Below are 23,216 nucleotides of genomic sequence, written 5' to 3'. Positions count from 1 at the left end.
GTTCAGGCGCACCCGCTCATAACGCTTCGATGCACAACACGGACCGTGGTGCCGCGAATGCTCCGGCGCCAAGGCACCATGGATTGATGCGCGACGACGAGGCCCTGGGGTCACCCGCGGCCACAGGACCCACCGGCGCCGCCAAGGGCGGCAGCGCCGGGGCCGTCAGCGCGCTCGTACGCAGGGCGGTCGAGGGCGACGAGCAGGCGACGCACGATCTGCTCGCCTTCGTGCACCCCCTCGCCATCCGCTACTGCCGCACCAGGCTCTCGCGCCTGCCGGGCGATGCCCGCCACTTCGTGGAGGACCTGGCACAGGAGGTCTGCGTCGCCGTCCTTATGGCGCTGCCGCGCTACCGCGACACCGGGCGCCCCTTCGAGGCCTTCGTCTTCGCCATCGCCGCGCACAAGGTGGCGGACCTCCAGCGGGCCGCCATGCGCCATCCCGGCAGTACGGCCGTGCCCTCGGACGAGATGCCGGAGCGGCCGGACGACTCGCTGGGCCCGGAGGAGCGGGCGCTGCTCAGCAGTGACGCCGCCTGGGCCAAGAAGCTGCTCGCCAACCTTCCGGAGAACCAGCGCGAGCTCCTCGTCCTGCGGGTCGCCGTCGGCCTGACGGCGGAGGAGACGGGCCAGATGCTCGGCATGTCCCCGGGAGCGGTCCGGGTGGCACAGCACCGGGCGCTCAGCCGACTGCGCGCGCTCGCCGAGCAATAGCAGAGTCGTAGGAACAGACGAAACTTCTGCTTGACCTTGGTCGTGGAATGAGACGCCTCGGTATCCCGTTAGCATGGACATCCGCGCTGAGCAAGACCATTTGGGAAGGTGTCATGACTGTGAACGCCGACGGAGTGCCCGACAAATTCGCCACCCTCGGGCTCACTTATGACGATGTCCTGCTGCTGCCGGGCGCGTCCGACATGGCACCGGACGAGATCGACACCTCCTCCCTCATCTCGCGCAACGTCCGGGTGAACGTTCCGCTGCTGTCCGCAGCCATGGACAAGGTCACCGAGGCCCGGATGGCCATCGCGATGGCCCGCCAGGGCGGCGTCGGCGTCCTGCACCGCAACCTTTCGATCGCCGACCAGGCCAACCAGGTCGACCTGGTCAAGCGCTCCGAGTCCGGCATGGTCACCGACCCGATCACGGTGCACCCGGACGCGACGCTGCGCGAGGCCAACGAGCTCTGCGGGAAGTTCCGCATCTCCGGCGTCCCGGTCACCGACCCGGCGGGCAAGCTCCTCGGCATCGTCACCAACCGCGACATGGCCTTCGAGCCGGACCGCAGCCGCCAGGTGCGCGAGGTGATGACCCCGATGCCGCTGGTCACCGGCAAGGTCGGCATCTCCGGCGTCGACGCCATGGAACTGCTGCGCCGGCACAAGATCGAGAAGCTGCCGCTGGTCGACGACGCGGGCGTCCTCAAGGGCCTCATCACGGTCAAGGACTTCGTCAAGGCCGAGCAGTACCCGAACGCCGCCAAGGACAAGGAAGGCCGACTGCTCGTCGGGGCCGCCGTCGGTGTCGCCGGCGACGCGTACGAGCGCGCCCAGGCCCTGATCGAGGCGGGCGCCGACTTCATCGTCGTCGACACCGCCCACGGCCACTCCCGCCTGGTCGGCGACATGGTCGCCAAGATCAAGTCGAACTCCTCCGTCGACGTCATCGGCGGCAACGTCGCCACCCGCGACGGCGCCCAGGCGCTCGTCGACGCGGGCTGCGACGGCATCAAGGTCGGCGTCGGCCCGGGCTCCATCTGCACCACCCGCGTCGTCGCCGGCATCGGCGTCCCGCAGGTCACCGCCATCTACGAGGCCGCACTCGCCGCCAAGGCCGCGGGCGTCCCGGTCATCGGCGACGGCGGCCTGCAGTACTCCGGCGACATCGCCAAGGCCCTCGTCGCGGGCGCCGACACGGTGATGCTCGGCTCGCTGCTCGCCGGCTGCGAGGAGTCCCCCGGAGAGCTGCTCTTCATCAACGGCAAGCAGTTCAAGTCGTACCGCGGCATGGGCTCGCTCGGCGCGATGCAGACCCGCGGCGACCGCAAGTCCTTCTCCAAGGACCGCTACTTCCAGGAGGGCGTGGGCGGGGACGACAAGCTCATCCCCGAGGGCATCGAGGGCCAGGTCCCCTACCGCGGCCCGCTCTCCGCGGTCGTGCACCAGCTCGTCGGCGGCCTGCGCCAGTCGATGTTCTACGTCGGCGGCCGCACGGTGCCCGAGCTCCAGGAGCGCGGCCGCTTCGTCCGCATCACCTCGGCGGGCCTCAAGGAGAGCCACCCGCACGACATCCAGATGACGGTCGAGGCGCCGAACTACAGCCGCAAGGGCTGACCGGGCCGGAACAGTGATCGCACCGAGGGGCGGGTCCGCACGGACCCGCCCCTCCGCGTGCGTCCGAAGAGCGGTCAGCGGAACGCAGGTCCCCGGCGTTCGGGGATACTGGACGGGCAGACCCAGAGGAAAGGCCACCACACGTGACTGAGATCGAGATCGGGCGCGGCAAGCGCGGCCGCAGGGCGTACGCGTTCGACGACATCGCCATCGTCCCGAGTCGGCGTACGCGGGACCCGAAGGAGGTCTCCATCGCCTGGCAGATCGACGCGTACCGCTTCGAGCTCCCGTTCCTGGCCGCCCCCATGGACTCGGTCGTCTCCCCGCAGACCGCCATCCGCATCGGCGAGCTCGGCGGCCTCGGCGTGCTGAACCTCGAAGGCCTGTGGACCCGGTACGAGGACCCGCAGCCCCTGCTCGACGAGATCACGGAGCTGGACGAGGACGCCGCGACGCGCCGCCTCCAGGAGATCTACTCCGCCCCGATCCAGGCCGACCTGATCCGGCAGCGGATCAAGGAGGTGCGCGACTCGGGCGTCGTCACCGCCGCCGCGCTGTCCCCGCAGCGCACCGCCGAGTTCTCCAAGGCGGTCGTGGACGCGGGCGTGGACATCTTCGTGATCCGCGGCACCACGGTCTCCGCGGAGCACGTCTCCGGCGCCGCCGAGCCGCTGAACCTGAAGCAGTTCATCTACGAGCTCGACGTCCCGGTCATCGTCGGCGGCTGCGCCACCTACACCGCGGCCCTGCACCTGATGCGCACCGGCGCCGCGGGCGTCCTGGTCGGCTTCGGCGGCGGCGCCGCGCACACCACGCGCAACGTGCTCGGCATCCAGGTCCCGATGGCCACCGCCGTCGCGGACGTCGCCGCGGCCCGCCGCGACTACATGGACGAGTCCGGCGGCCGGTACGTGCACGTCATCGCGGACGGCGGCGTGGGCTGGTCGGGCGACCTCCCCAAGGCCATCGCCTGCGGTGCGGACGCCGTCATGATGGGCTCCCCCCTGGCCCGTGCCACGGACGCCCCCGGCAAGGGCAACCACTGGGGCATGGAGGCCGTCCACGAGGACGTGCCGCGCGGCAAGAAGGTGGACCTGGGCACCGTCGGCACCACCGAGGAGATCCTCACCGGCCCGTCGCACACCCCGGACGGCTCGATGAACCTCTTCGGCGCCCTGCGCCGCTCCATGGCCACCACCGGCTACAGCGAGCTCAAGGAGTTCCAGCGGGTCGAGGTCACGGTCGCGGACTCCCAGCACAGCCGCTGATCGACGCGTGGACGAAGGGCCGGCACCCCGCAGGGGGCGCCGGCCCTTCGGCGTCCGTCCGCCGTACGCGGCGGCGGGTCCGTTCCTCCCCTTCTTCCGGCTTCCGGCGTTCCAGGCAGATGCCCCACGGGACCAGGAAGACGGCCGCGGCGAACAGCCACTTGAGCACGTACTGCGCGTCGTACCGGGACATGTGTGAGTGCGCGGCGCCCCTTTTCGTGCGCCGCGAAGGCGGCGGACACGGCGTCCCAGTCGCGGCGCCGGACGGCCTCGCGCAGGGCGCCGAGGGCGGGGATGCGGTCGGCGGGTTCGAAGACGGGCCGGCTGGGCGGAAGATGAGCAGACACGCGCGGATCATGGATCATAGGGCCGCAGGTGCGGCCGTCAACAGCAGTTTCTTCCGATCGTGCCTGCTCAGGGCCCCTGGGTCAGGCGGCGATCTTCTTGGCCGTGCCGAAGGCGGCATAGGCGCCGATGGCCAGGAAGGCGTAGGTCAGCGGGTCGGCGTCTTCCTTCCAGGCGTCGACGAGGAGGTTCACGCCGAGGCCCAGGACGTCGAGGACGCCGGTGCCGAGCTCGTCCGCGCCGATGAGGGCGATGCCGAAGATCTGGCCCGCGAAGACCGACACCAGCGCGAGCAGGGCGCTGACCACCGGAAGGACGGGGTTGCGGCCGCCGAGCTTGCCGGCGGCGAAGCCGACGAGGGCGCCGACGCCGACCGCGGCGTAGCCGATCTGGTACTTGCTGGCGCCGATGATCCCGCCGTAGACACCGGCCGCGACCAGGGCCGCGGCCACGGCGGCGGCGATGCCGAGCGGGACGTTGCCGGGGCGGCCGGGCGCCTGGGCGGGGGCCGGGGTGAAGCTGTCGGGCGCGGGCGGCGTGAACTGCTGGCTCATGCGGAGATCCCCCCTGGGATGCGGATGCACGTCTGTCCAGGGGACATAAGTGCGAGATAAGTCGCCGCAGGCTAGCAGTCGGCACCGACATCCGCAGGGGGGATTTACCGGTTCAGAGGCGGTGGGCCGCTCCCGCCGGGCTGGCGCCGCGGGTGTCCAGGAGCAGCTGGGCCTTCACCGCCAGGCCCTGGAGGTCGTAGGTGCGGTGGTGCTGGAGCAGGATCGTCAGGTCGGCGTTGGCCGCGGCCTCGTACAGCGATTCGGCACGGGGCACGGGCTGGTCCCGGACGCGCCAGCCCGGGATGTACGGGTCGTGGTAGCTGATCAGGGCTCCCAGGTCGAGGAGGCGGCTGGCGATCTCGCCGGCGGGGGAGCCCTCCTGGTCCGCGAGATCGGGCTTGTACGTCACCCCGAGCAGCAGGACGCGCGCCCCGCGCGCCGATTTTCCGTGCTCGTTCAGCAGGGTGGCCGAGCGCTGGATGACGTACTGGGGCATCCGGCTGTTGATCTCCTGCGCCAGGCCCACCATGCGCAGGGGGTGTCCCGGGGTGCGGGTGGTGTGGGGGAGGTAGTTGGGGTCCAGGGGGACGCTGTGGCCGCCGACGCCGGGGCCGGGGCGGAAGGCCTGGAACCCGTACGGCTTGGTCTCGGCGCACCGGATGACGTCCCACAGGTCGACGCCGAGGTCATGGCACAGGACCGCCATCTCGTTCATGAGGGCGATGTTGACGTGCCGGTAATTGGTCTCCAGCAGCTGTACGGTCTCGGCCTCGCGCAGCCCGCGGGCGCGGACCACCTTCTCGGTGAGGCGGGCGTAGAAGGCGTGTGCCGACTCGGTGCAGGCGGGGGTGAGGCCGCCGATCACCTTGGGGGTGTTGGCGATGCCGTACGTACGGTTGCCGGGGTCGTGGCGGCTCGGGGAGTACGCGAGGTGGAAGTCGCGGCCGGCGCGCAGGCGGGAGCCGGCTTCGAGGATCGGGCGCAGGTAGTCCTCGGTGACCCCCGGATGCGCGGCGGATTCGAGGATGACGGTGGTGTGCGGGCGCAGCCGGGCGGCGAGCGTGCGGCCCGCCTCACCGACGGCCCCGAGGTCGAGCGCACGGTCGGCGCCGAGCTGGGTGGGGGCGCAGATGACGGCCGTGCGGACCCGGCCGAGCTCGGCGGGGTTGGTGGTGATCCGGAAGCCGGCGGCCGACATGCGGCGGACCTCGGCGGCGGTGAGGTTGGAGTCCGTGGCCGGACCGCTGTCGTAGCCGACCGTCTCGATTCCGGCGGCGACGGCCGCCTGGGCCAGAGGGAGGCCGAGGTGGCCGAGTCCGATGACGGCGAGGTCTGCGGGCATGGGTTGCCGTCCCTTCCCTGACATGCATGAGGGGGCTGGGTGCGCAAGTCCTGTGGACCGGAGGAGTGGCCTGACGAAGCTGGCGCGATGTCAGACTAGGCGTATATATGACCGAAGTGTCGTATTACGGGGTGGTAGTCACCCTTGTGTTGTCCACAGGCGGTGGCTGATGTCGCACGGGCGGGTCAGAATCGAGGACGGGGGATGTGAGCCCGCACCGAGCGGGAGACGTCCGTACCGAGCGGGAGACACCCGCACCGACGGGAGGCAGCCGTGAGGACAGCGACACTGGGGCCGGAGCAGCGTGCGAAGGCACTCGCCGGCATGGCCGAGCGGGAACTGGACGTCCTGGTCGTGGGCGCGGGCGTGGTCGGCGCCGGCACCGCCCTCGATGCTGCCACCAGGGGACTCGCGACCGGACTCGTGGAGGCGCGGGACTGGGCCTCGGGCACCTCCAGCCGGTCGAGCAAGCTGATCCACGGCGGCCTGCGCTATCTGGAGATGCTCGACTTCGCCCTCGTACGGGAGGCCCTCAAGGAGCGCGGGCTGCTGCTGGAGCGGCTGGCTCCGCACCTGGTCAAGCCCGTGCCGTTCCTCTACCCGCTCCAGCACAAGGGCTGGGAGCGGCTGTATGCCGGCTCGGGCGTGGCGCTGTACGACGCGATGTCGGTCTCCAGCGGACACGGCCGGGGCCTGCCGGTGCACCGGCACCTGACCCGCAAGCGGGCGCTGCGGGTGGCACCGGCGCTGCGCAAGGACGCGCTGGTGGGCGCCCTGCAGTACTACGACGCCCAGATGGACGACGCCCGCTACGTCACCACGCTGGTGCGGACGGCGGCCGCGTACGGGGCGCAGTGCGCCAACCGGGCGAGGGTGGTCGGCTTCCTGCGCGAGGGCGAGCGGGTCGTCGGCGCGCGGGTGCAGGACGTGGAAGGGGGGCGGGGGCGTACCGGGGAGTACGAGATCCGTGCGAAGCAGGTCGTGAACGCGACGGGCGTGTGGACGGACGACACGCAGGCGATGATCGGGGAGCGCGGCCGGTTCCACGTCCGGGCGTCCAAGGGCATCCATCTGGTGGTGCCGAAGGACCGGATCAATTCGAGCACCGGGCTGATCCTGCGGACCGAGAAGTCGGTGTTGTTCGTCATCCCGTGGGGCCGGCACTGGATCGTGGGCACCACGGACACCGACTGGGACCTGGACAAGGCCCATCCGGCGGCCTCCAGCGCGGACATCGACTACCTGCTGGAGCATGTGAACGCGGTGCTGGCGGTGCCGCTGACGCGCGATGACGTGGAGGGCGTGTACGCGGGCCTGCGGCCCCTGCTGGCCGGCGAGTCGGACGCGACGAGCAAACTTTCGCGCGAGCACACCGTGGCGCACCCGGTACCGGGGCTGGTGATGGTGGCGGGCGGCAAGTACACGACGTACCGGGTCATGGCCAAGGACGCGGTGGACGAGGCGGTGCACGGGCTGGACCAGCGGGTCGCGGACTGCGTGACGGAGGACGTGCCGCTCGTGGGGGCGGAGGGCTACCGGGCGCTGTGGAACGGCCGGGCCGGGATCGCCGCCCGGACAGGTCTTCATGTGGTGCGGGTGGAGCACCTGTTGAACCGGTACGGCTCGCTGACGGACGAACTGCTCGACCTGGTCGAGGCCGACGCGTCCTTGGGTGAACCGCTGACCGGCGCGGACGACTACCTGCGGGCCGAGGTGGTGTACGCGGCCTCGCACGAGGGGGCGCGCCATCTGGACGACGTGCTGACGCGGCGGACGCGGATCTCGATCGAGACCTTCGACCGCGGGACGCGGACGGCGAGGGAATGCGCGGAGCTGATGGCTCCGGTTCTGGGGTGGGACAAGCAGCAGATCGAGAAGGAAGTGGAGCACTACGAGAAGAGGGTGCAGGCGGAGCGGGAATCGCAGCGTCAGCCGGACGACCAGACGGCGGATGCGGCGCGGTTGGGGGCGCCCGACATCGTTCCGTTGTAACTCCGGGATGTGCGGTAGGGAACCGTGGACCCGGGGCTCCCGTCCGTTGCGGAGTGAGGAACAATGAGGGTTCCGCCGGGGCGGGTTACCGCGCGGGTTCTCCCGGGGCGGGCCACCGGACACCCCGGCGGCTCCCGGGGCAGCCGGAGCAGGCGGCACGATCGCAGAGGGGACGCATGTCGAAGCCGGAGCACACCGAGTCGTCTGCGCAGAAGCAGGACCGGGCGGAGCCGGCGGTCCCGCCTGCCACCTCGCCCGGGGCGGAGCCTGAGGACGCGAAGCCGGCGGCGGCCGAGCCGGACCTGGCGAAGACCCCGGTGGTCCCGCCCGAGGCGGAGCCGCAGGCCGCCAAGCCCGCAGTGGCGAAGCCGGACCTGACGCAGCCTGAGGACGCGAAGCCCGTACCGGCGAAGCCGAGCCTGGCGAAGCCGGACCTGGCGAAGCCTGCGGCGGAGCCCGCGGAGGCGAAGCCCGACTCGGCGAAGGCGGATCCGGTGAAGCCCGCTGACGCGAAGCCGGCTGCGCAGCCGAGCCTGGCGAAGCCTGCGGCGGAGCCCGACTCGGCGAAGGCGGATCCGGTGAAGCCCGCTGACGCGAAGCCGGCTGCGCAGCCGAGCCTGGCGAAGCCTGCGGCGCAGCCCGCGGACGCGAAGCCCGGCGCGGCGAAGGCGGATCTGGCCGAGTCCGCTTCGGCGAAGCCCGCGGGCGCGAAGCCGGTCGACCCGAAGCCGGTGGTGGCCAAGGCCGGTTCGGGGGAGCCCGTCAAGAACCCCGTGGTCGAGAAGGCCGATGCCGTGGCCGCAGCCGTCAAGGCGGCCGCCGCCAAGGCCGCCGCGGACGGGCAGGACGAAGGCCGGCTGCTCGCGCGGCGGTACCGACTCCGCTCGGTGCTCGGCAAGGGCGGCATGGGCACCGTCTGGCGCGCCGAGGACGAGACCCTCGGCCGCACCGTCGCCGTCAAGGAACTCCGCTTCAGCACCGGCGTCGACGAGGACGAGAAGCGCAGGCTCATCACCCGTACCCTCCGCGAGGCCAAGGCCATCGCCCGGATCCGCAACGACGGCGCCGTCACCGTCTTCGACGTGGTCGACGAGGACGGCCGTCCGTGGATCGTCATGGAGCTCATCGAGGGCCCCTCGCTGGCCGAGTTCATCCGGGAAGAGGGCCCGCTGAGCCCCCGCCGCGCCGCCGAGGTCGGCCTCGCCGTGCTCGACGTGCTGCGCGCCGCGCACGGCCAGGGCATCCTGCACCGGGACGTGAAGCCGTCCAACGTCCTCATCGCCCGCACCGGCCGCGTCGTCCTCACCGACTTCGGCATCGCGCAGGTCGAGGGCGACCCCTCCATCACCTCCACCGGCATGCTCGTCGGCGCCCCCTCCTACATCTCGCCGGAGCGCGCCCGCGGCCAGAAGCCCGGGCCGCCCGCCGACATGTGGTCGCTCGGCGGCCTGCTCTACGCCGCTGTCGAGGGCGTGCCCCCGTACGACAAGGGCTCCGCGCTCGCCACCCTCACCGCGGTCATGACCGAGCCGGTCGACCCGCCGAAGAACGCCGGGCCGCTGACCGAGGTCATCTACGGCCTGCTGGTCAAGGACCCGGCCCGACGGCTCGACGACCAGCGCGCACGCGCCATGCTCACGGCCGTCATCAACGCGCCGGAGGAGGTCCCCGCCCCGGTCCTCGCCCCCGCCGTCGAGGAGACCCGGCAGATCTCGCTGGCCGATGCCAAGGAGGCCGCGGCCAAGGCCGCCGCCGAGAAGGCCGCCGAGAAGGCCGAGAAGAAGGAGCGCGAGCGGCGCGAGCGCGAGCAGCGCGAGCGCGCCCGCGCGGCACTGAAGGCGGCCCGCAAGGCCGCCGCGACGGCTGCCGCGACGGCCGCCGCGACGACGACCGCCTCCGCCGCCGAGCCCCCGGTGCCCCGCAAGTCCTCGGTCCCGGCTCCGCTCACCGACGTCATGTCCCGCCGTACGATCGCGCTCGCGATAGCCGGCGTCTTCGTCGCGCTGGTGGCCATCGGCTCGCTGATCGCGTACGTCTTCAGCGGTGACGACCCGGCCGACAAGAAGGACCAGGGCAAGGGCGGCTCCGGCCCGGCCGCTTCCGGCAGCCCCAGCCCCGGCGGCTCCGCCAAGAACGGCGAGCCCGGCGCCACTGCCGGCAAGGGCAGCGGCGCAGGCAGCGGCGGCACCGCACAGGGGCAGACGCCCGACACCGGTCAGCAGGGGCAGAGCCAGGGACAGGGCCAGAGCCAGGGTCAGGGCGCCACGCCGGGCGGTCCCGCAGCCGGCGGACTGCCCGCCGGGTACACGATGGTGACGGACCCCGGGTTCCACTTCTCGATGGCGATGCCGCAGGGCTTCCACCAGACCGGCATAGCGGGCGAGAACTCCGGCGGGATATACAGCCGTGACGGCGGCTTCCCGCGCATCCAGGTCGACCACACCTCCAAGCCCGGCACCGACGCCCGCGCCGCTTGGCTCGAATCGGTCGCCAACGTGGCCGATAGCAGTACGAACTACCGGACCATCCGCATCGACACGGTGGACTACCGCGGCTACCCGACCGTCGCGGACTGGGAGTTCGAGCGGGAGCAGAAGGGCATCAAGGTCCGGGTGCTCAACCGCGGCTTCAGGGTCGACGCGAAGAACGGCTACGCCATCATGATCAGCTGCGCCGCCGACCAGTGGGACGGCGCGGAGTGCACGCAGATGCGCAACACGGCGTTCCAGACCTTCCAGCCGCTCGCCTGACGAGCCTTCCCAGCCCCGGGACGCGGGCGCCCTGCGCGACGTATCGTGTCAGCGGGGCCACGGAGAGGCGTGACCCGGGCACTCGGGGGAGGCGAAGTGGAGGACTACGCGGGCCGGATCCTGGCCGGCCGCTACCGCCTGCCGCTGCCGCCCTCGGACGCGTACGAACTGGTCGAGACCCGCGCCTTCGACACCCGCAGCGGGCAGGAAGTCCTGGTGCGCCAGGTGCCGTTGCCCGAAGTCGTGGACGCCGAACTGCTCGACGGGGACGGGCCGAGCGCGCCCGCAGGGGCCGCGGGGCGGCGCCCGGCGGGTGAACTGCCGGCCGTGCGGCGGGCCATCGCGGCCGCGCAGGCGGCGGCGTCCGTGCCGGACCATCCACGGCTGGACCAGGTCTTCGACGTGTTCGCCGAGGACGGGTCGCTGTGGATCGTGAGCGAGTTGGTGCCGGCCCGTCCGCTGGCGGCGCTGATCGCCGACGAACCGCTGACCCCGTACCGGGCGGCCGAGGTGGCCTCGGACGTGCTGACCGCGCTGCGGGTGCTGCACGCGCACGGCTGGACCCACCGCAACATCACGGTCCGGACCGTCTTGATATGCGATGACGGGCGGGTCGTCCTCACCGGGCTGGCGGCGGGGGCCGCGGAGGACGCCCTGTGCGGGTACGAGCCGGTACCGGCCGAGACCGCCGCCCAGGGCTGGGGCGCACCGGCCCCCGCCGTACGCCCGACGCTGCCCGATTCCGGTACGGCCGCTGTCGGTTGGGCGAGCCCGGAAGCCCTGGAGGGCCGGCGTCACCCCGGAGCCGACCCGGCCCCCGCACCGGACGGCCCTGGCCACCCCGGCCCCGCCCCGCGGCCGGGCGTCGGCTTCGACACCGGTACGCCGGCCCCCGGCCCGGAGGGGCGTGCCGAGCACGAGGCGCGGGACATGCGGGACGTGCGGGACGTGCGGTACGCGCCGCTGGTGGCGCCGGGTTACGACACCGGGCCGCGGTACTCCGACCACATCACCCCCGACCGGCCCGAAGACCGGCCCGAAGAGCGGCCCGAAGACCGGCCCGAAGAGCGGCCCGAGGACCGGCCCGAGCTGCGTGCCGCCGCGCGGGCCGGGGCCATCGCCGCGTACCGGGCGGGGGCGCAGGCCGCGGCCGCCCGGGTCATCGAACAGCGCAAGGCCGGGGCCGAACCGGCGCCGGAGCGCCGCCCCGAGGGATCGGCCCTGCCGCAGGGGTACTCCTACCCGTACGGCGACCCGAAGTCGGATTCCGGCAACGGCGGCTCCTGGCACGGCGCCACCCCGCGCCGCCAGGCCCTGGCCCGGGCCGCGGAGGCGGAGACCGAGCCCGCGTCGCCCGAAGCTCCGCCCGCCGGCGCGGAGCCCGCGCGGCCCGTGCTGCCCGCCCCGCTGGCCCTGCCCCAGGGCTACCGCCAGGCCGAAGCCGAGACCCGGGCCGCCGCCCCGACCCCGACCCCCGCCCCCGCCCCCGCCCGCCCGGGCCTGCCCGAACGCCACCCGCAGCCGGACACACCCCTGCTCCGGCCCGCCCCGCCCCGGCAGCGGCTGCCAGAGGCCGCGCCGGCACCTCAGGCCGGACCGGTTTCGCAGACCCCGCAGACCCCGCTGACCAGGCAGGACCGGGGCGGGAGTTGGAGCGGAGGGCCCCGGAGCGGGCTGGGGGCCGAGCGGGCGCGGCAGACGCGGATGGCCGTCGTCGGGGCCGTCACCGAGCGCTGGGCGCCCGAGCAGGCCCGCCCCGCCACCGGACCCTGGCAGCTCGCCGCCCCCGTCGGGCCCGCCACCGACCTGTGGGCGCTGGGCGCGCTGCTCTACCGGGCCGTGCAGGGCCACGCCCCGTACCCCGAGGACAGCGTCGCCGAGCTCGTCGAGATGGTCTGCGCCGAGCCCCCCGCCTTCGCGGAGGAGTGCGGTCCGCTGCGCCCCGTCGTGGAGTCGCTGCTGCGCCAGGACCCCACGGAGCGCCCCGACTTCGAGGAACTCCGCGGGTGGCTGCGCTCCCTCGTGCGCTCCGCGCCCGAGCCGGACGCCCGCTACGGGGTCCTTCCCGTGCCGGAGCCGGATCCCGCGCGGCTGCCCGTCGTACGCAGGCGCGGCGACCTGCACGGCCGCCACCGCAGCCCGGAACGCAGCCGCGCGCCGCGCTCCCTCGGCCGGATCCTGCTGCTGGGCGTCCTCGCCCTGCTCGCGGGGGCCGTGGCGTACGCAGTGCTCTTCATGCCGAAGTCCGCACCGGACGGCGTCGCCGGCCCGGCCGGGTCCGCCACGCCGGCGCCCGCGCAGCCCTCCGCGGGCCCCTCCCGTACCCCCACCGGCACGCCGCAGTCCAAGCCCGCCCCGCAGACGGCCGCACCCGCGCCCGCTCCGCCCGGCTACACCACCCAGCAGGATCCCGAGCACTTCGAGATCGCCGTACCCGCCGGCTGGGAGCGCCGCGGCATGAACGAGGCGGGCCAGGTCCGCTACACGGACGGGGAGTACGTCCTGACGGTGGTCCCCGGCCGGGACAAGGTCGAGGGCTCCCCGGACCCGGCGACGTACCAGAAGGACAAGGAGCCGGAGCTCGCCCCGTACCGCTCCTCCACCTGGGCGAGCGGCGGTGACGTGAAGACCACCAAGGTCGGGCAGCAACTGCGGGCCACCGGCCGGTACACGTGGATCGACGGCAACGGCCGCAGCGTCGTCGCCCGCAACTTCGTCGTCGCGCTCGGCGGCAGCTACCACGTCGTCATGGTGACGGGCCCGCAGGACGGCGAGGGCAAGGTCACCGAGGTCTTCGAGAAGGCCACGGGGAGTTACCGCGCGGGCGGGTGACGGGGAATCAGTACGGCAATTGCGTCACAGTGCTGCCGGAACCGCGCGTTCGCGGTTCCGGCAGCCCCCCGGGCTCCGTAATCTGGCCCGGAGTGCACAGAGTGGCGGGGTTTCGTGGAACAGCAGACAGGTGCGGGCGCGGTGCTCGCTGGCCGGTACCGGCTCGTGGAGCCCATCGGCAGCGGCGGCATGGGCAAGGTGTGGCGCGCGCATGATGAGCTGCTGCACCGGACCGTGGCCGTCAAGGAACTGACGGCGGGTCTGTACGTGGCCCAGGCCGACCGGGAGGTGCTGCACGCCCGGACGCAGAAGGAGGCCCGGGCCGCGGCCCGGATCCAGCACCCTGCGGTGGTGACCGTCCACGACGTGCTGGAACACGACGACCGGCCGTGGATCGTCATGGAGTACATCGACGGCCCGTCCCTCGCCGAGGCGGCCAAGGCGGCCGGCCGGATCGAGCCGCGCGAGGCGGCCCGGATCGGGCTGCACGTCCTCGGGGCGCTGCGCGCCGCGCACGCGGTGGGCGTACTGCACCGGGACGTGAAGCCGGGCAACGTGCTGCTCGCCAAGGACGGGCGCGTCCTGCTCACCGACTTCGGGATCGCGGCGATCGAGGGCGACTCCTCCATCACCCGCACCGGCGAACTCGTCGGCTCCATCGACTACCTGGCCCCGGAGCGGGTCACCGGCGGCGCCCCCGACCCGGCCTCCGACCTGTGGTCGCTCGGTGCGACGCTCTACACGGCCGTCGAGGCCCGCTCGCCCTTCCGCCGGACCTCGCCCATCTCCAGCCTGCAGGCCGTGGTCAACGACGAGCCGCCGGCCCTGAAGCAGTCCGGGGCGCTCGGCCCGGTCATCACCGCCCTGCTGCACAAGGATCCGGCCGGGCGGCCCTCGGCCCAGGAGGCCGAGCGGATGTTGATCGAGGCGATGGAGGGCCGCGAGCCGAAGGCGGCGCAGGCGTACGTGCCCACGCGCGCGGTGAGCCCGCAGGAACTCGCCAACGCGCGGGAGCCCGACACCGACCGGACGGCCGACCAGGCGCGTACGGCCCCGCTTCCGGAGCAGCCCGCATCGCCGCCGGCCCCCGCGCGCCGGGCCGGCGGCCGGGTCAAGCGGGCCGCGGCCGTCGCGCTGGTGGCGGCGCTGGTCGGCGGCGGAGCCGTCTTCGGCGTGCTGAAGTTCACCGGGGACGCGGACGCGGAGAAGGGCGGCTCCGGCAAGAACGCGAGCGCCCCCGACCGGCAGGACGGCGACGGTGACGACGGGCAGGCGGCGGTCGCCCCGCCCGCGGGGTGGAAGGAGGTCACCGACCCGACGGGCTTCGCACTGTTCGTGCCGGACGGCTGGAAGCGCCAGATGGACGGCAACCAGATCGACTACACCGCGGACAACGGCAAGCACTTCATCCGGATCGCCTCCGACCCGACCCCGGACTACGAGAACCCGTACATGCACGTGCTGGACCTGGAAAAGCAGGTGAAGCAGCGGACGGACTACAAGCGGCAGAAGCTGAACCAGAACACCTTCCGGGACAGCACCCGCGCCGCCATCTGGGAGTTCTCCTGGACCGAGAAGGGGACCCAGGCCGGTCCGCGCCGGGCGATCGAGCAGATGTACATCGCCCCGGACGGCACCGAGTACGCGGTGTACATGTCCGGGCCGGCCGCCGACTGGGCGGTCACGCGCGCGCAGTTCGACACCGTGCTCAGCGGCTGGCAGCCCCCCGTGAAGAAGGGCTGAGGCGCCACCTCGGGACGGACCCGGCCATCCTGCCAGCGATCGCTGGCAGAAATGGCAAAATCCGGTTACCGACGGGTACCCAAAGCGTCGCGGGCGCAATACGCTCACCGCCATGACGGACTCGCAGGCCCCGGCCCCCCTCCGCAGCGCACCGCAGCCCACCAACCCGGTCGCCCCCGCCCCGGCCGGTGCCCGCACCGCCGCCGACGTGGTGACCCCCGACCTGGTCACCCGGCTCACCCGCGGAGTGCTCGGCTCGGGCCGCACTGCCAACCACACCCCCTTCACCGGGGCCAAGCTGGCGGACTTGCCCGAGGCGACCCCCGAGGACGTGGCCGAGGCCTTCGACCGGGCCCGCGCCGCGCAGCCGGCCTGGGCCGCCGTCCCCGTACGCGAGCGGGCCGCCGTCCTGCTCCGCTTCCACGACCTGGTGCTGGCCCGCCAGGCCGAGGTGCTCGACCTGATCCAGCTGGAGACGGGCAAGGCCCGCCTGCACGCCCACGAGGAGGTCCAGGCCGTCGCGGTCGCCGCCCGCCACTACGGCCGCAAGGCCCCCGCGTACCTGCGCCCCAAGGGCCACACCGGCGCCATGCCCACCCTCACCAAGGTCACCGAGCTGCGCCAGCCGCGCGGGGTCGTCGGCCAGATCGCCCCCTGGAACTACCCCCTCGAACTGTCCGTCGGCGATGCGCTGCCCGCCTTCGTCTCCGGCAACGCCGTCGTCATGAAGCCCGACACCGAGACCGCGCTGACCGCGCTGTGGGCCCGTGACCTGCTGATCGAGGCCGGGCTGCCCGCCGAGGTCTTCCAGATCGTGCTCGGCGAGGGCCCGGTCGTCGGCCCCGAGGTCGTCCGGCACGCCGACTACGTCTCCTTCACCGGCTCCACCCGCACGGGGCGCGAGGTGGCCCGCGGCGCGGCCGCCCGCCTGGTCGGGGTCTCGCTCGAACTCGGCGGCAAGAACGCCATGCTCGTCCTGCACGACGCCGACGTGGAGAAGGCCGCCGCCGGCGCCGTCCGTGCCTGCTTCTCCTCCGCGGGCCAGCTCTGCATCTCCATCGAGAGGCTGTACGTCCACGCCTCGATAGCCGACGCCTTCGTCGAGCGCTTCGCCGCCCGGACGAAGGCCATGCGGCTCGGCGCCTCCCTCGCCTACGGCGCGGACATGGGCTCGCTGGTCGGCGAGCGCCAGCTGGAGACCGTGCAGCGGCACGTCGACGAGGCCGTCGCCAAGGGCGCCACCCTGGTCGCGGGCGGCACCGCCCGACCCGACATCGGCCCGCTGTTCTACGAGCCCACCATCCTCGACGGCGTCGAGGCGCCGATGGCGGTGTGCGGCGAGGAGACCTTCGGCCCGGTCGTCTCGATCTACCGGTTCACCGACGAGGACGAGGCCGTCGCCCAGGCCAACTCCACCGCCTACGGCCTCAACTCCAGCGTGTGGACCAAGGACGCCCGCCGCGGCCACGCCGTCGCCGCCCGCCTGCGCACCGGCACCGTCAACATCAACGAGGGCTACGCCCCCGCCTACGGCAGCGCGCAGGCGCCCATGGGCGGCATGAAGGACTCCGGCCTCGGCCGCCGCCACGGCTCCGAGGGCATCCTCAAGTACACCGAGGCGCAGACCGTCGCCCACCAGCGGCTGCTGCCGATGGCGCCCTCGCTCGGCATGGACGACGAGAAGTACGCGGCGTTCATGACCCGCAGCCTCAGGGTCATGAAGGCTCTGCGCCTGCGCTAGACCCCCACCGCGGCCGCCAAGGAGGCGCGTCAGTGTCAGAGTCGTACGACTACGACGTCATCGTCATCGGTTCGGGCTTCGGAGGGTCGGTCGCCGCGCTGCGGCTGACCGAGAAGGGCTACCGGGTGGGCGTCCTGGAGGCAGGGCGCCGCTTCACCCGCGAGAGCCTGCCGAAGAACAGCTGGGACCTGCGCAACTACCTGTGGGCCCCGGCCCTCGGGCTGTACGGGATCCAGCGGATCCACCTGCTCGGCAAGGTGATGGTGCTCGCGGGCGCCGGGGTGGGCGGCGGCTCGCTCAACTACGCCAACACCCTGTACGTGCCGCCGACCGCCTTCTTCGAGGACCGGCAGTGGGCGTCCATCACCGACTGGCGCGAGGAACTCACCCCGTACTACGACCAGGCCAAGCGGATGCTCGGCGTACGCCTCAATCCGACCATGACCCCCTCCGACGTCCACCTCAAGGCGGCCGCCGACAAGATGGGGGTCGGGGACTCCTTCCACATGGCCCCGGTCGGCGTCTTCTTCGGCGACGGCGCCGATGCCGAGGGCGGCCCCCAGGTCCGGCCCGGCCAGGAGGTGCCCGACCCGTACTTCGGCGGCGCCGGACCCGCCCGCAGGGCCTGCACCGAGTGCGGGGAGTGCATGACGGGCTGCCGGCACGGTGCGAAGAACACCCTGAACGAGAACTACCTCCACCTCGCCGAGCGCGCGGGCGCCGTCATCCACCCCCTGACCACGGTCACCGCCCTCGCCGAGCACCCGGACGGCGGCCACCGGGTCCGCACCGTCCCCACCGACGCCCGCCGCAAGGGCCCGGCCAAGGAGCTGCGCGCCCGGTACGTGGTGGTCGCGGCGGGCACGTACGGCACCCAGACCCTGCTGCACACCATGAAGGACAACGGGCTGCTCCCGCGGATCTCGGGCCGGCTCGGCGAGCTGACCCGGACCAACTCCGAGGGGCTGGTCGGCGCGCAGACCGACGACCGCCGCTACCGCAGGCGGCACGGCGGCGACCGGCGGACGCGGGCCGATTTCACCCGGGGCGTCGCGATCACCTCGTCCGTGCACCCGGACGCCGACACCCACATCGAGCCCGTCCGCTACGGCAGGGGCTCCAATGCGATGGGGTTCCTGACCGTCCTGCAGGTGCCGTACCACCCGCGCCGGGTCCGGGCCTGGTTCGTGCGGACCGCGAAGCACCCGGTGCAGCTGATGCGCTCGCTGTCCAACCGGCGCTGGTCGGAGCGGACGATCATCGGCCTGGTCATGCAGTCGCTGGACAACTCCCTCACCACCCACCGCAAGGCGGGGGGCCTGGGGAAGGGTCTGCTCACGGCCCGGCAGGGGCACGGCGCGCCGAACCCGGTGCAGATCGAGGAGGCCACCCGGGCGGCGACCCTGCTCGCCGAGGAGATCAACGGCTTCCCCGGAAGCAACATCGGCGAGCTGATGGGCACCCCGCTGACCGCGCACTTCCTGGGCGGCTGCCCGATCGGCGCCTCGCCCGAGCAGGGCGTCGTGGACCCGTACCACCGGCTCTACGGGCATCCCGGGATCTCGGTGGTGGACGGCTCGGCCGTCTCCGCGAACCTCGGGGTCAACCCGTCGCTGACGATCACGGCGCAGGCGGAGCGGGCGATGGCGTACTGGCCGAACAAGGGTGAAGCGGATCCGCGGCCGCAGCAGGGGGAGCCCTACACGCGCCTCGCGGCGGTGGAACCGGTGCGCCCGGCCGTTCCGAAGGAGGCGTTCGGCGCACTGCGGCTGCCGTTCCTGGCCGTGCCGGAGATTCCGCCGCGGGTACCGCGCTCCCCCTCCGAGCGCGGTACCCGCCGCGACACATAAGTGACAGGTGCTCAACTCTGAAGGTTGTACCGGATTCCGGTTGGCATGACTGTGGTGTCCGTCACACAGTGAACCGCGGGGGTGCGGGAGGGCGCGGGGGAGCACACGGAACGGCCGGCCCGGGGCGTCCCCTGGGCCGGCCGTCCTTGTGGGGTGACCGGGCTGCTGTCCCCTGCCGTCCGGTCACGCGATGGAGCGAGGTCCCACGACGCACGTCCCACGGGTCGTACGTCTCATCGCTCCGGCGGAGCCACGCGTGGTGTTGCGCCCCGCGCCTGGCTGACGCGGACATCCACACCAACGAAGGCGCCGGGGGCCGGTCACGGTCCGGACGAGTGACGAACAGGCGTCAGACCCGGCCCCGGCACAGTTCCAGCAAGGTCATCGCGACCGCGGTGCCGGACTTCCCGAGAGCATCGCTCCAATGCGAGAGCACCTCCATCTCGCGCGAGAGGTGCACCCGGCGTCCGCCGGAGGCGATCCGGGCCTCCTGGATGACCGTCGAGACGGCCATCCGCTCCTGGATCAGGCCGATGATCCGGTCGTCGATCGCGTCGATCCGCTCGCGGGAGTCGGCGATCAGCTGCTCGGGGGTGGTGGTGAGGGTGGTCATGGTCTCTCCTGAAGGGTTGTGCCGACAGGAGCGGGAACGCAGAGCGCCCCGGTCCTGTCGGACCGGGGCGCTCTGGGAAGTCAGTGGCTCAGGCGAGCATCACGAGGACCCATGGCGACCGGACCGGCCGGTGCCATAGGTAAAGAGGAAGCTCAGCTGCTTGCGCACGAACCGGATTATTGCCCCCCGCCCCCCTCCGGGCCAACCCGGCCCGGATGCTGAGACGCCCCGGCGGGGCGCGCGACGCGGGCGTGGTCCGTGCACACCCGTCGGAACAGGTCGTGCCCGGTCCGCTCCGGTACCGGTGAGCACGGACTATCAGCAGGCGCGGGAAGCGCTCGGCACACGGTTGCGCGAACTCCGTCTCGCGGCTGCCGGCGGTCGGCTCACCGGTGCGGCGCTGGCCCGGCGGCTGGGCTGGCCCCAGCCCAAGGTCGGCAAGCTGGAGAACGGCAGACAGACCGCGACCCCGGACGATCTGCGCGCCTGGGCGGACGGGACCGGTCAGCCGGAGGTGTACGACGAACTGCTCGCCCGGCTCCGGGGCTTCGAGAGCCACATCCGCTCATGGCGACGCCGGCTCAGCTCCGGGCACAAGCGCGTGCAGGACACGCACCTCACGGCGCACGCCGACGCCACCGTGCTCCGCGGGTGGGAGACGTCCATGATCATGGGGATCCTGCAGACGCCCGACGACGCGCGGTCCCTCTTCACCCGGTATGCCGAGCTCCAGCAGTCGCCCCGGGACGCCGAGGAGGCCGTCCGCTCGCGGATGCGCCGGCAAGAGGCGCTCTACGACCCCGCCAAGCGCTTCCACCTGCTGATGCGGGAGGCGGCGCTCCACGCGCGCGTGTGCCCGCCCGCCGTGCTCGCGGCGCAGCTCGACCGGCTGCTGGGGGTGGTCGGCCTCGACACCGTGGAGCTGGCGATCGTGCCCTTCGGCGCGCCGCTGGAGATCCCGCCCGCCACGGCGTTCTGGATCTACGACGACCGTCAGGTGATCGTGGAGACCTGCACGCAGAGCTCTGGCTGGACGACGCCGACAGCGTCGCCACCCACCTCCGCGTCTGGCAGACGCTCCGCGAGTCCGCCGTGCACGGGGCCGACGCCCAGCGGGTGATCGGCGAGGTGCGCCGCGCGCTGTGACAGCGGCGTTGCCCTCTGTCGCCGGCCGCGCCGCCGCGCTCCCGCGTTCGGATGGTGAGACGAATCGACCCCCGCGTCCCCCGTTAGAATCGACAAAACAGCCCCTCTTCCGCCGGAAGGCCGCCCCCGTGCCAGAAGCACCCTCCGCCGCCCACGACAGCGCCGCCCCGGACACGGTTCTCGTCGTCGACTTCGGCGCCCAGTACGCCCAGCTCATCGCCCGCCGCGTCCGCGAGGCACGGGTCTACAGCGAGATCGTGCCCAGCACGATGCCCGTGGCCGAGATGCTGGCCAAGGACCCCAAGGCGATCATCCTCTCCGGCGGCCCGTCCTCCGTCTACGAAGAGGGCGCCCCGCAGCTCGACCGCGCGATCTTCGAGGCCGGCGTCCCCGTCTTCGGCATGTGCTACGGCTTCCAGCTGATGGCGACGGCCCTCGGCGGCACCGTGGACAACACCGGTGCCCGCGAGTACGGCCGTACGCCGCTCGCCGTCTCCAAGTCGGGCTCCACCCTCTTCGAGGGCACCCCCGAGAACCAGTCGGTGTGGATGTCGCACGGCGACGCCTGCTCCGCCGCCCCGGAGGGCTTCACCGTCACCGCGTCGACGAACGTCGTCCCGGTCGCGGCCTTCGAGAACGACGAGAAGAAGCTGTACGGCGTGCAGTACCACCCCGAGGTGATGCACTCCACGCACGGCCAGCAGGTGCTGGAGCACTTCCTCTACCGCGGCGCCGGCCTGGCCCCGACCTGGACCACCGGCAACATCGTCGAGGAGCAGATCGAGGCCATCCGCCAGCAGGTCGGCGACAAGCGCGCCATCTGCGGCCTCTCCGGCGGTGTGGACTCCGCGGTCGCCGCGGCCCTCGTGCAGAAGGCCATCGGCCCGCAGCTGACCTGTGTGTACGTGGACCACGGCCTGATGCGCAAGGGCGAGACCGAGCAGGTCGAGAAGGACTTCGTCGCCGCGACCGGCGTGCAGCTGAAGGTCGTCGACGCGCAGGAGCGCTTCCTGAACGCGCTCGCCGGCGTCTCCGACCCCGAGACCAAGCGGAAGATCATCGGCCGCGAGTTCATCCGCGTCTTCGAGCAGGCCCAGGCCGAGATCATCGCCGAGGCCGAGGGCGGCCCGGACGTGGCCTTCCTGGTGCAGGGCACCCTCTACCCGGACGTCGTCGAGTCCGGCGGCGGCACCGGCACCGCGAACATCAAGTCCCACCACAACGTGGGCGGCCTCCCCGAGGACATCGAGTTCGAGCTCATCGAGCCGCTGCGCCAGCTGTTCAAGGACGAGGTCCGGATGGTCGGCCAGGAGCTCGGCCTCCCGGACGAGATCGTCCACCGCCAGCCCTTCCCGGGCCCCGGCCTCGGCATCCGCATCGTCGGCGAGGTCACCAAGGAGCGCCTGGACCTGCTGCGCGAGGCCGACGCCATCGCCCGCCACGAGCTCACCGCGGCCGGCCTGGACCGCGAGATCTGGCAGTGCCCGGTCGTGCTGCTCGCGGACGTCCGCAGCGTGGGCGTCCAGGGCGACGGCCGCACCTACGGCCACCCGATCGTGCTGCGTCCGGTGTCCTCCGAGGACGCGATGACCGCGGACTGGACGCGCATGCCGTACGAGGTGCTCGCGCGGATCTCCACCCGCATCACCAACGAGGTCAAGGACGTCAACCGCGTGGTCCTGGACTGCACGAGCAAGCCCCCGGGCACCATCGAGTGGGAGTAGGACTCCCCGCTCACCGCAGCTGACGAAGCCGCCGCTCCCGGGCAGGGGAGCGGCGGCTTCGCCGCGTGTATGGCCACTTCGGGCGCGCGCCGGTACCTTGCGCCGCGACCGAAGGAGGGATCATGGCCGAGCGACCCGCACCCGTGCCCGTGGAGCGGCTGGCTTTCGAGCTGCCGCCGGTGCACGAGGACCCCGCCGAGGAGCGCGCGTACCGCAAGGAGCGCCTCGCGCTGGCGCTGCGGCTGCTGGGTCGGCTGGGGTACGAGGACGGGGTGGACGGGCACGTCAGCGCCCGCGACCCGGAGTTCGAGGACTGCTATTGGGTGAACCCCTTCGGGCAGCCCTTCGGCGTCCTGGCCGCCGAGGACCTGCTCCTGGTCGACGGGGACGGGCGGGTCCTGCACGGAGAGCGGCGGGTCAACGGGCTCGCCTTCGCCGTGCATGCGGCCGTGCACCGGGCCCGCCCCCGGGCGGTGGCCGTGGTGCGCACGTACGGCCCCTATGGCCGGGCACTGGCCGTACTCGGCGAGCTGCTCGCCCCCATCAGCCCGCAGGCCTGCGCGTTCTACGAGGACCACGCCCTCCTCGGCGGGTATGCCGCAGCCGAGGACGCCGACCGGATCGCCCGGGCGCTCGGCCCGTACAAGGCGCTGGTCCTGCGCCACCACGGGCTGCTGACCGTCGGGGACTCGGTGGACGCGGCCGCCTGGTGGTTCGTCGCGGCGGAGCGCGCCGCGCAGGTGCAGCTGATCGCTCGGGCCGCAGGGAAGCCGGCGGTGATCGACCACCGCGGGGCGGCCGCCGCGCGGGAGCGGTTCGGGACCGATCTCGCCGCGTGGGTCAACTACCAGCCGCTGTCCCGGCAGGTGGCGTCAACATCATGAACGGTTAATCACCTGCTCTGACATCGTGCGCAATCCGGAGCACTGCCCCAGTGGTGCACAATTCGCTGGCATTGCACCGAAGTTCAGAGAGGCGGCA

Annotated in this window: 14 protein-coding genes and 1 pseudogene; 12 read left to right on the top strand and 3 right to left on the bottom strand. The window is 72.8% G+C overall.

Going from position 1 to position 23,216, the window contains the following annotated elements; translation table 11 throughout:
- Positions 1 to 86 precede the first annotated feature (86 nt).
- The 3 genes from AC0666_RS03355 (at position 87) to AC0666_RS03345 (ending at position 3,603) form a co-directional block, all read left to right on the top strand.
- On the top strand, positions 87 to 716 hold the full coding sequence (locus AC0666_RS03355; protein WP_266574431.1) for a sigma-70 family RNA polymerase sigma factor: 630 nt from the start codon (positions 87 to 89) through the stop codon (positions 714 to 716).
- A gap of 113 nt (positions 717 to 829) precedes the next feature.
- On the top strand, positions 830 to 2,335 hold the full coding sequence (guaB, locus tag AC0666_RS03350) for an IMP dehydrogenase (protein ID WP_468582585.1): 1,506 nt from the start codon (positions 830 to 832) through the stop codon (positions 2,333 to 2,335).
- A 143-nt stretch (positions 2,336 to 2,478) separates the two neighbouring features.
- A complete protein-coding gene (locus tag AC0666_RS03345) occupies positions 2,479 to 3,603 on the top strand; it encodes a GuaB3 family IMP dehydrogenase-related protein (protein ID WP_468582584.1) in 1,125 nt (374 codons plus the stop codon).
- A gap of 428 nt (positions 3,604 to 4,031) precedes the next feature.
- Here the strand turns inward: AC0666_RS03345 and AC0666_RS03340 are convergent, their stop codons facing one another.
- Both AC0666_RS03340 and AC0666_RS03335 read right to left on the bottom strand, forming a co-directional pair.
- Positions 4,032 to 4,502, bottom strand: coding sequence for a hypothetical protein (locus AC0666_RS03340; protein WP_478706979.1), 471 nt, complete (start codon positions 4,500 to 4,502; stop codon positions 4,032 to 4,034).
- A 112-nt stretch (positions 4,503 to 4,614) separates the two neighbouring features.
- A complete protein-coding gene (locus AC0666_RS03335; protein ID WP_468962891.1) occupies positions 4,615 to 5,844 on the bottom strand; it encodes a nucleotide sugar dehydrogenase in 1,230 nt (409 codons plus the stop codon).
- 273 nt (positions 5,845 to 6,117) lie between these two features.
- Here AC0666_RS03335 and AC0666_RS03330 point away from each other — a divergent pair, with 273 nt between their 5' ends.
- From AC0666_RS03330 to AC0666_RS03305, 6 genes are all read left to right on the top strand, one after another.
- Positions 6,118 to 7,836, top strand: coding sequence for a glycerol-3-phosphate dehydrogenase/oxidase (locus tag AC0666_RS03330; protein WP_361723934.1), 1,719 nt, complete (start codon positions 6,118 to 6,120; stop codon positions 7,834 to 7,836).
- A 176-nt stretch (positions 7,837 to 8,012) separates the two neighbouring features.
- Positions 8,013 to 10,586: a serine/threonine-protein kinase gene (locus AC0666_RS03325; protein ID WP_478706978.1), complete on the top strand. Its 2,574-nt coding sequence runs from the start codon at positions 8,013 to 8,015 to the stop codon at positions 10,584 to 10,586.
- A gap of 69 nt (positions 10,587 to 10,655) precedes the next feature.
- Entirely contained in the window at positions 10,656 to 13,418 is a 2,763-nt protein-coding gene (locus AC0666_RS03320) for a protein kinase family protein (protein ID WP_478706977.1), read from the top strand.
- 114 nt (positions 13,419 to 13,532) lie between these two features.
- Positions 13,533 to 15,161 (top strand): serine/threonine-protein kinase, encoded by a 1,629-nt coding sequence (locus AC0666_RS03315; protein ID WP_478706976.1) that lies wholly within the window; start codon positions 13,533 to 13,535, stop codon positions 15,159 to 15,161.
- 112 nt (positions 15,162 to 15,273) lie between these two features.
- Entirely contained in the window at positions 15,274 to 16,902 is a 1,629-nt protein-coding gene (locus AC0666_RS03310; RefSeq protein ID WP_468962897.1) for a succinic semialdehyde dehydrogenase, read from the top strand.
- Positions 16,903 to 16,934: 32 nt separating this feature from the next.
- On the top strand, positions 16,935 to 18,752 hold the full coding sequence (locus AC0666_RS03305; RefSeq protein ID WP_478706975.1) for a GMC oxidoreductase: 1,818 nt from the start codon (positions 16,935 to 16,937) through the stop codon (positions 18,750 to 18,752).
- Between the two features lie 349 nt (positions 18,753 to 19,101).
- Here the strand turns inward: AC0666_RS03305 and AC0666_RS03300 are convergent, their stop codons facing one another.
- Entirely contained in the window at positions 19,102 to 19,365 is a 264-nt protein-coding gene (locus AC0666_RS03300; protein ID WP_468962901.1) for a chorismate mutase, read from the bottom strand.
- 304 nt (positions 19,366 to 19,669) lie between these two features.
- On the opposite strand from AC0666_RS03300, the pseudogene AC0666_RS03295 reads away from it, so the two are divergent.
- From AC0666_RS03295 to AC0666_RS03285, 3 genes and pseudogenes are all read left to right on the top strand, one after another.
- Positions 19,670 to 20,511, top strand: a pseudogene (locus AC0666_RS03295) (helix-turn-helix domain-containing protein).
- A 128-nt stretch (positions 20,512 to 20,639) separates the two neighbouring features.
- Positions 20,640 to 22,235, top strand: coding sequence for a glutamine-hydrolyzing GMP synthase (gene guaA / locus AC0666_RS03290; protein ID WP_468962903.1), 1,596 nt, complete (start codon positions 20,640 to 20,642; stop codon positions 22,233 to 22,235).
- A gap of 122 nt (positions 22,236 to 22,357) precedes the next feature.
- A complete protein-coding gene (locus tag AC0666_RS03285) occupies positions 22,358 to 23,119 on the top strand; it encodes a class II aldolase/adducin family protein (RefSeq protein WP_468962905.1) in 762 nt (253 codons plus the stop codon).
- Positions 23,120 to 23,216: the final 97 nt, after the last annotated feature.

The sequence above is a fragment of the Streptomyces sp. NPDC043680 genome (assembly GCF_056436685.1).
This window is presented reverse-complemented; position numbering and strand designations above follow the sequence as displayed.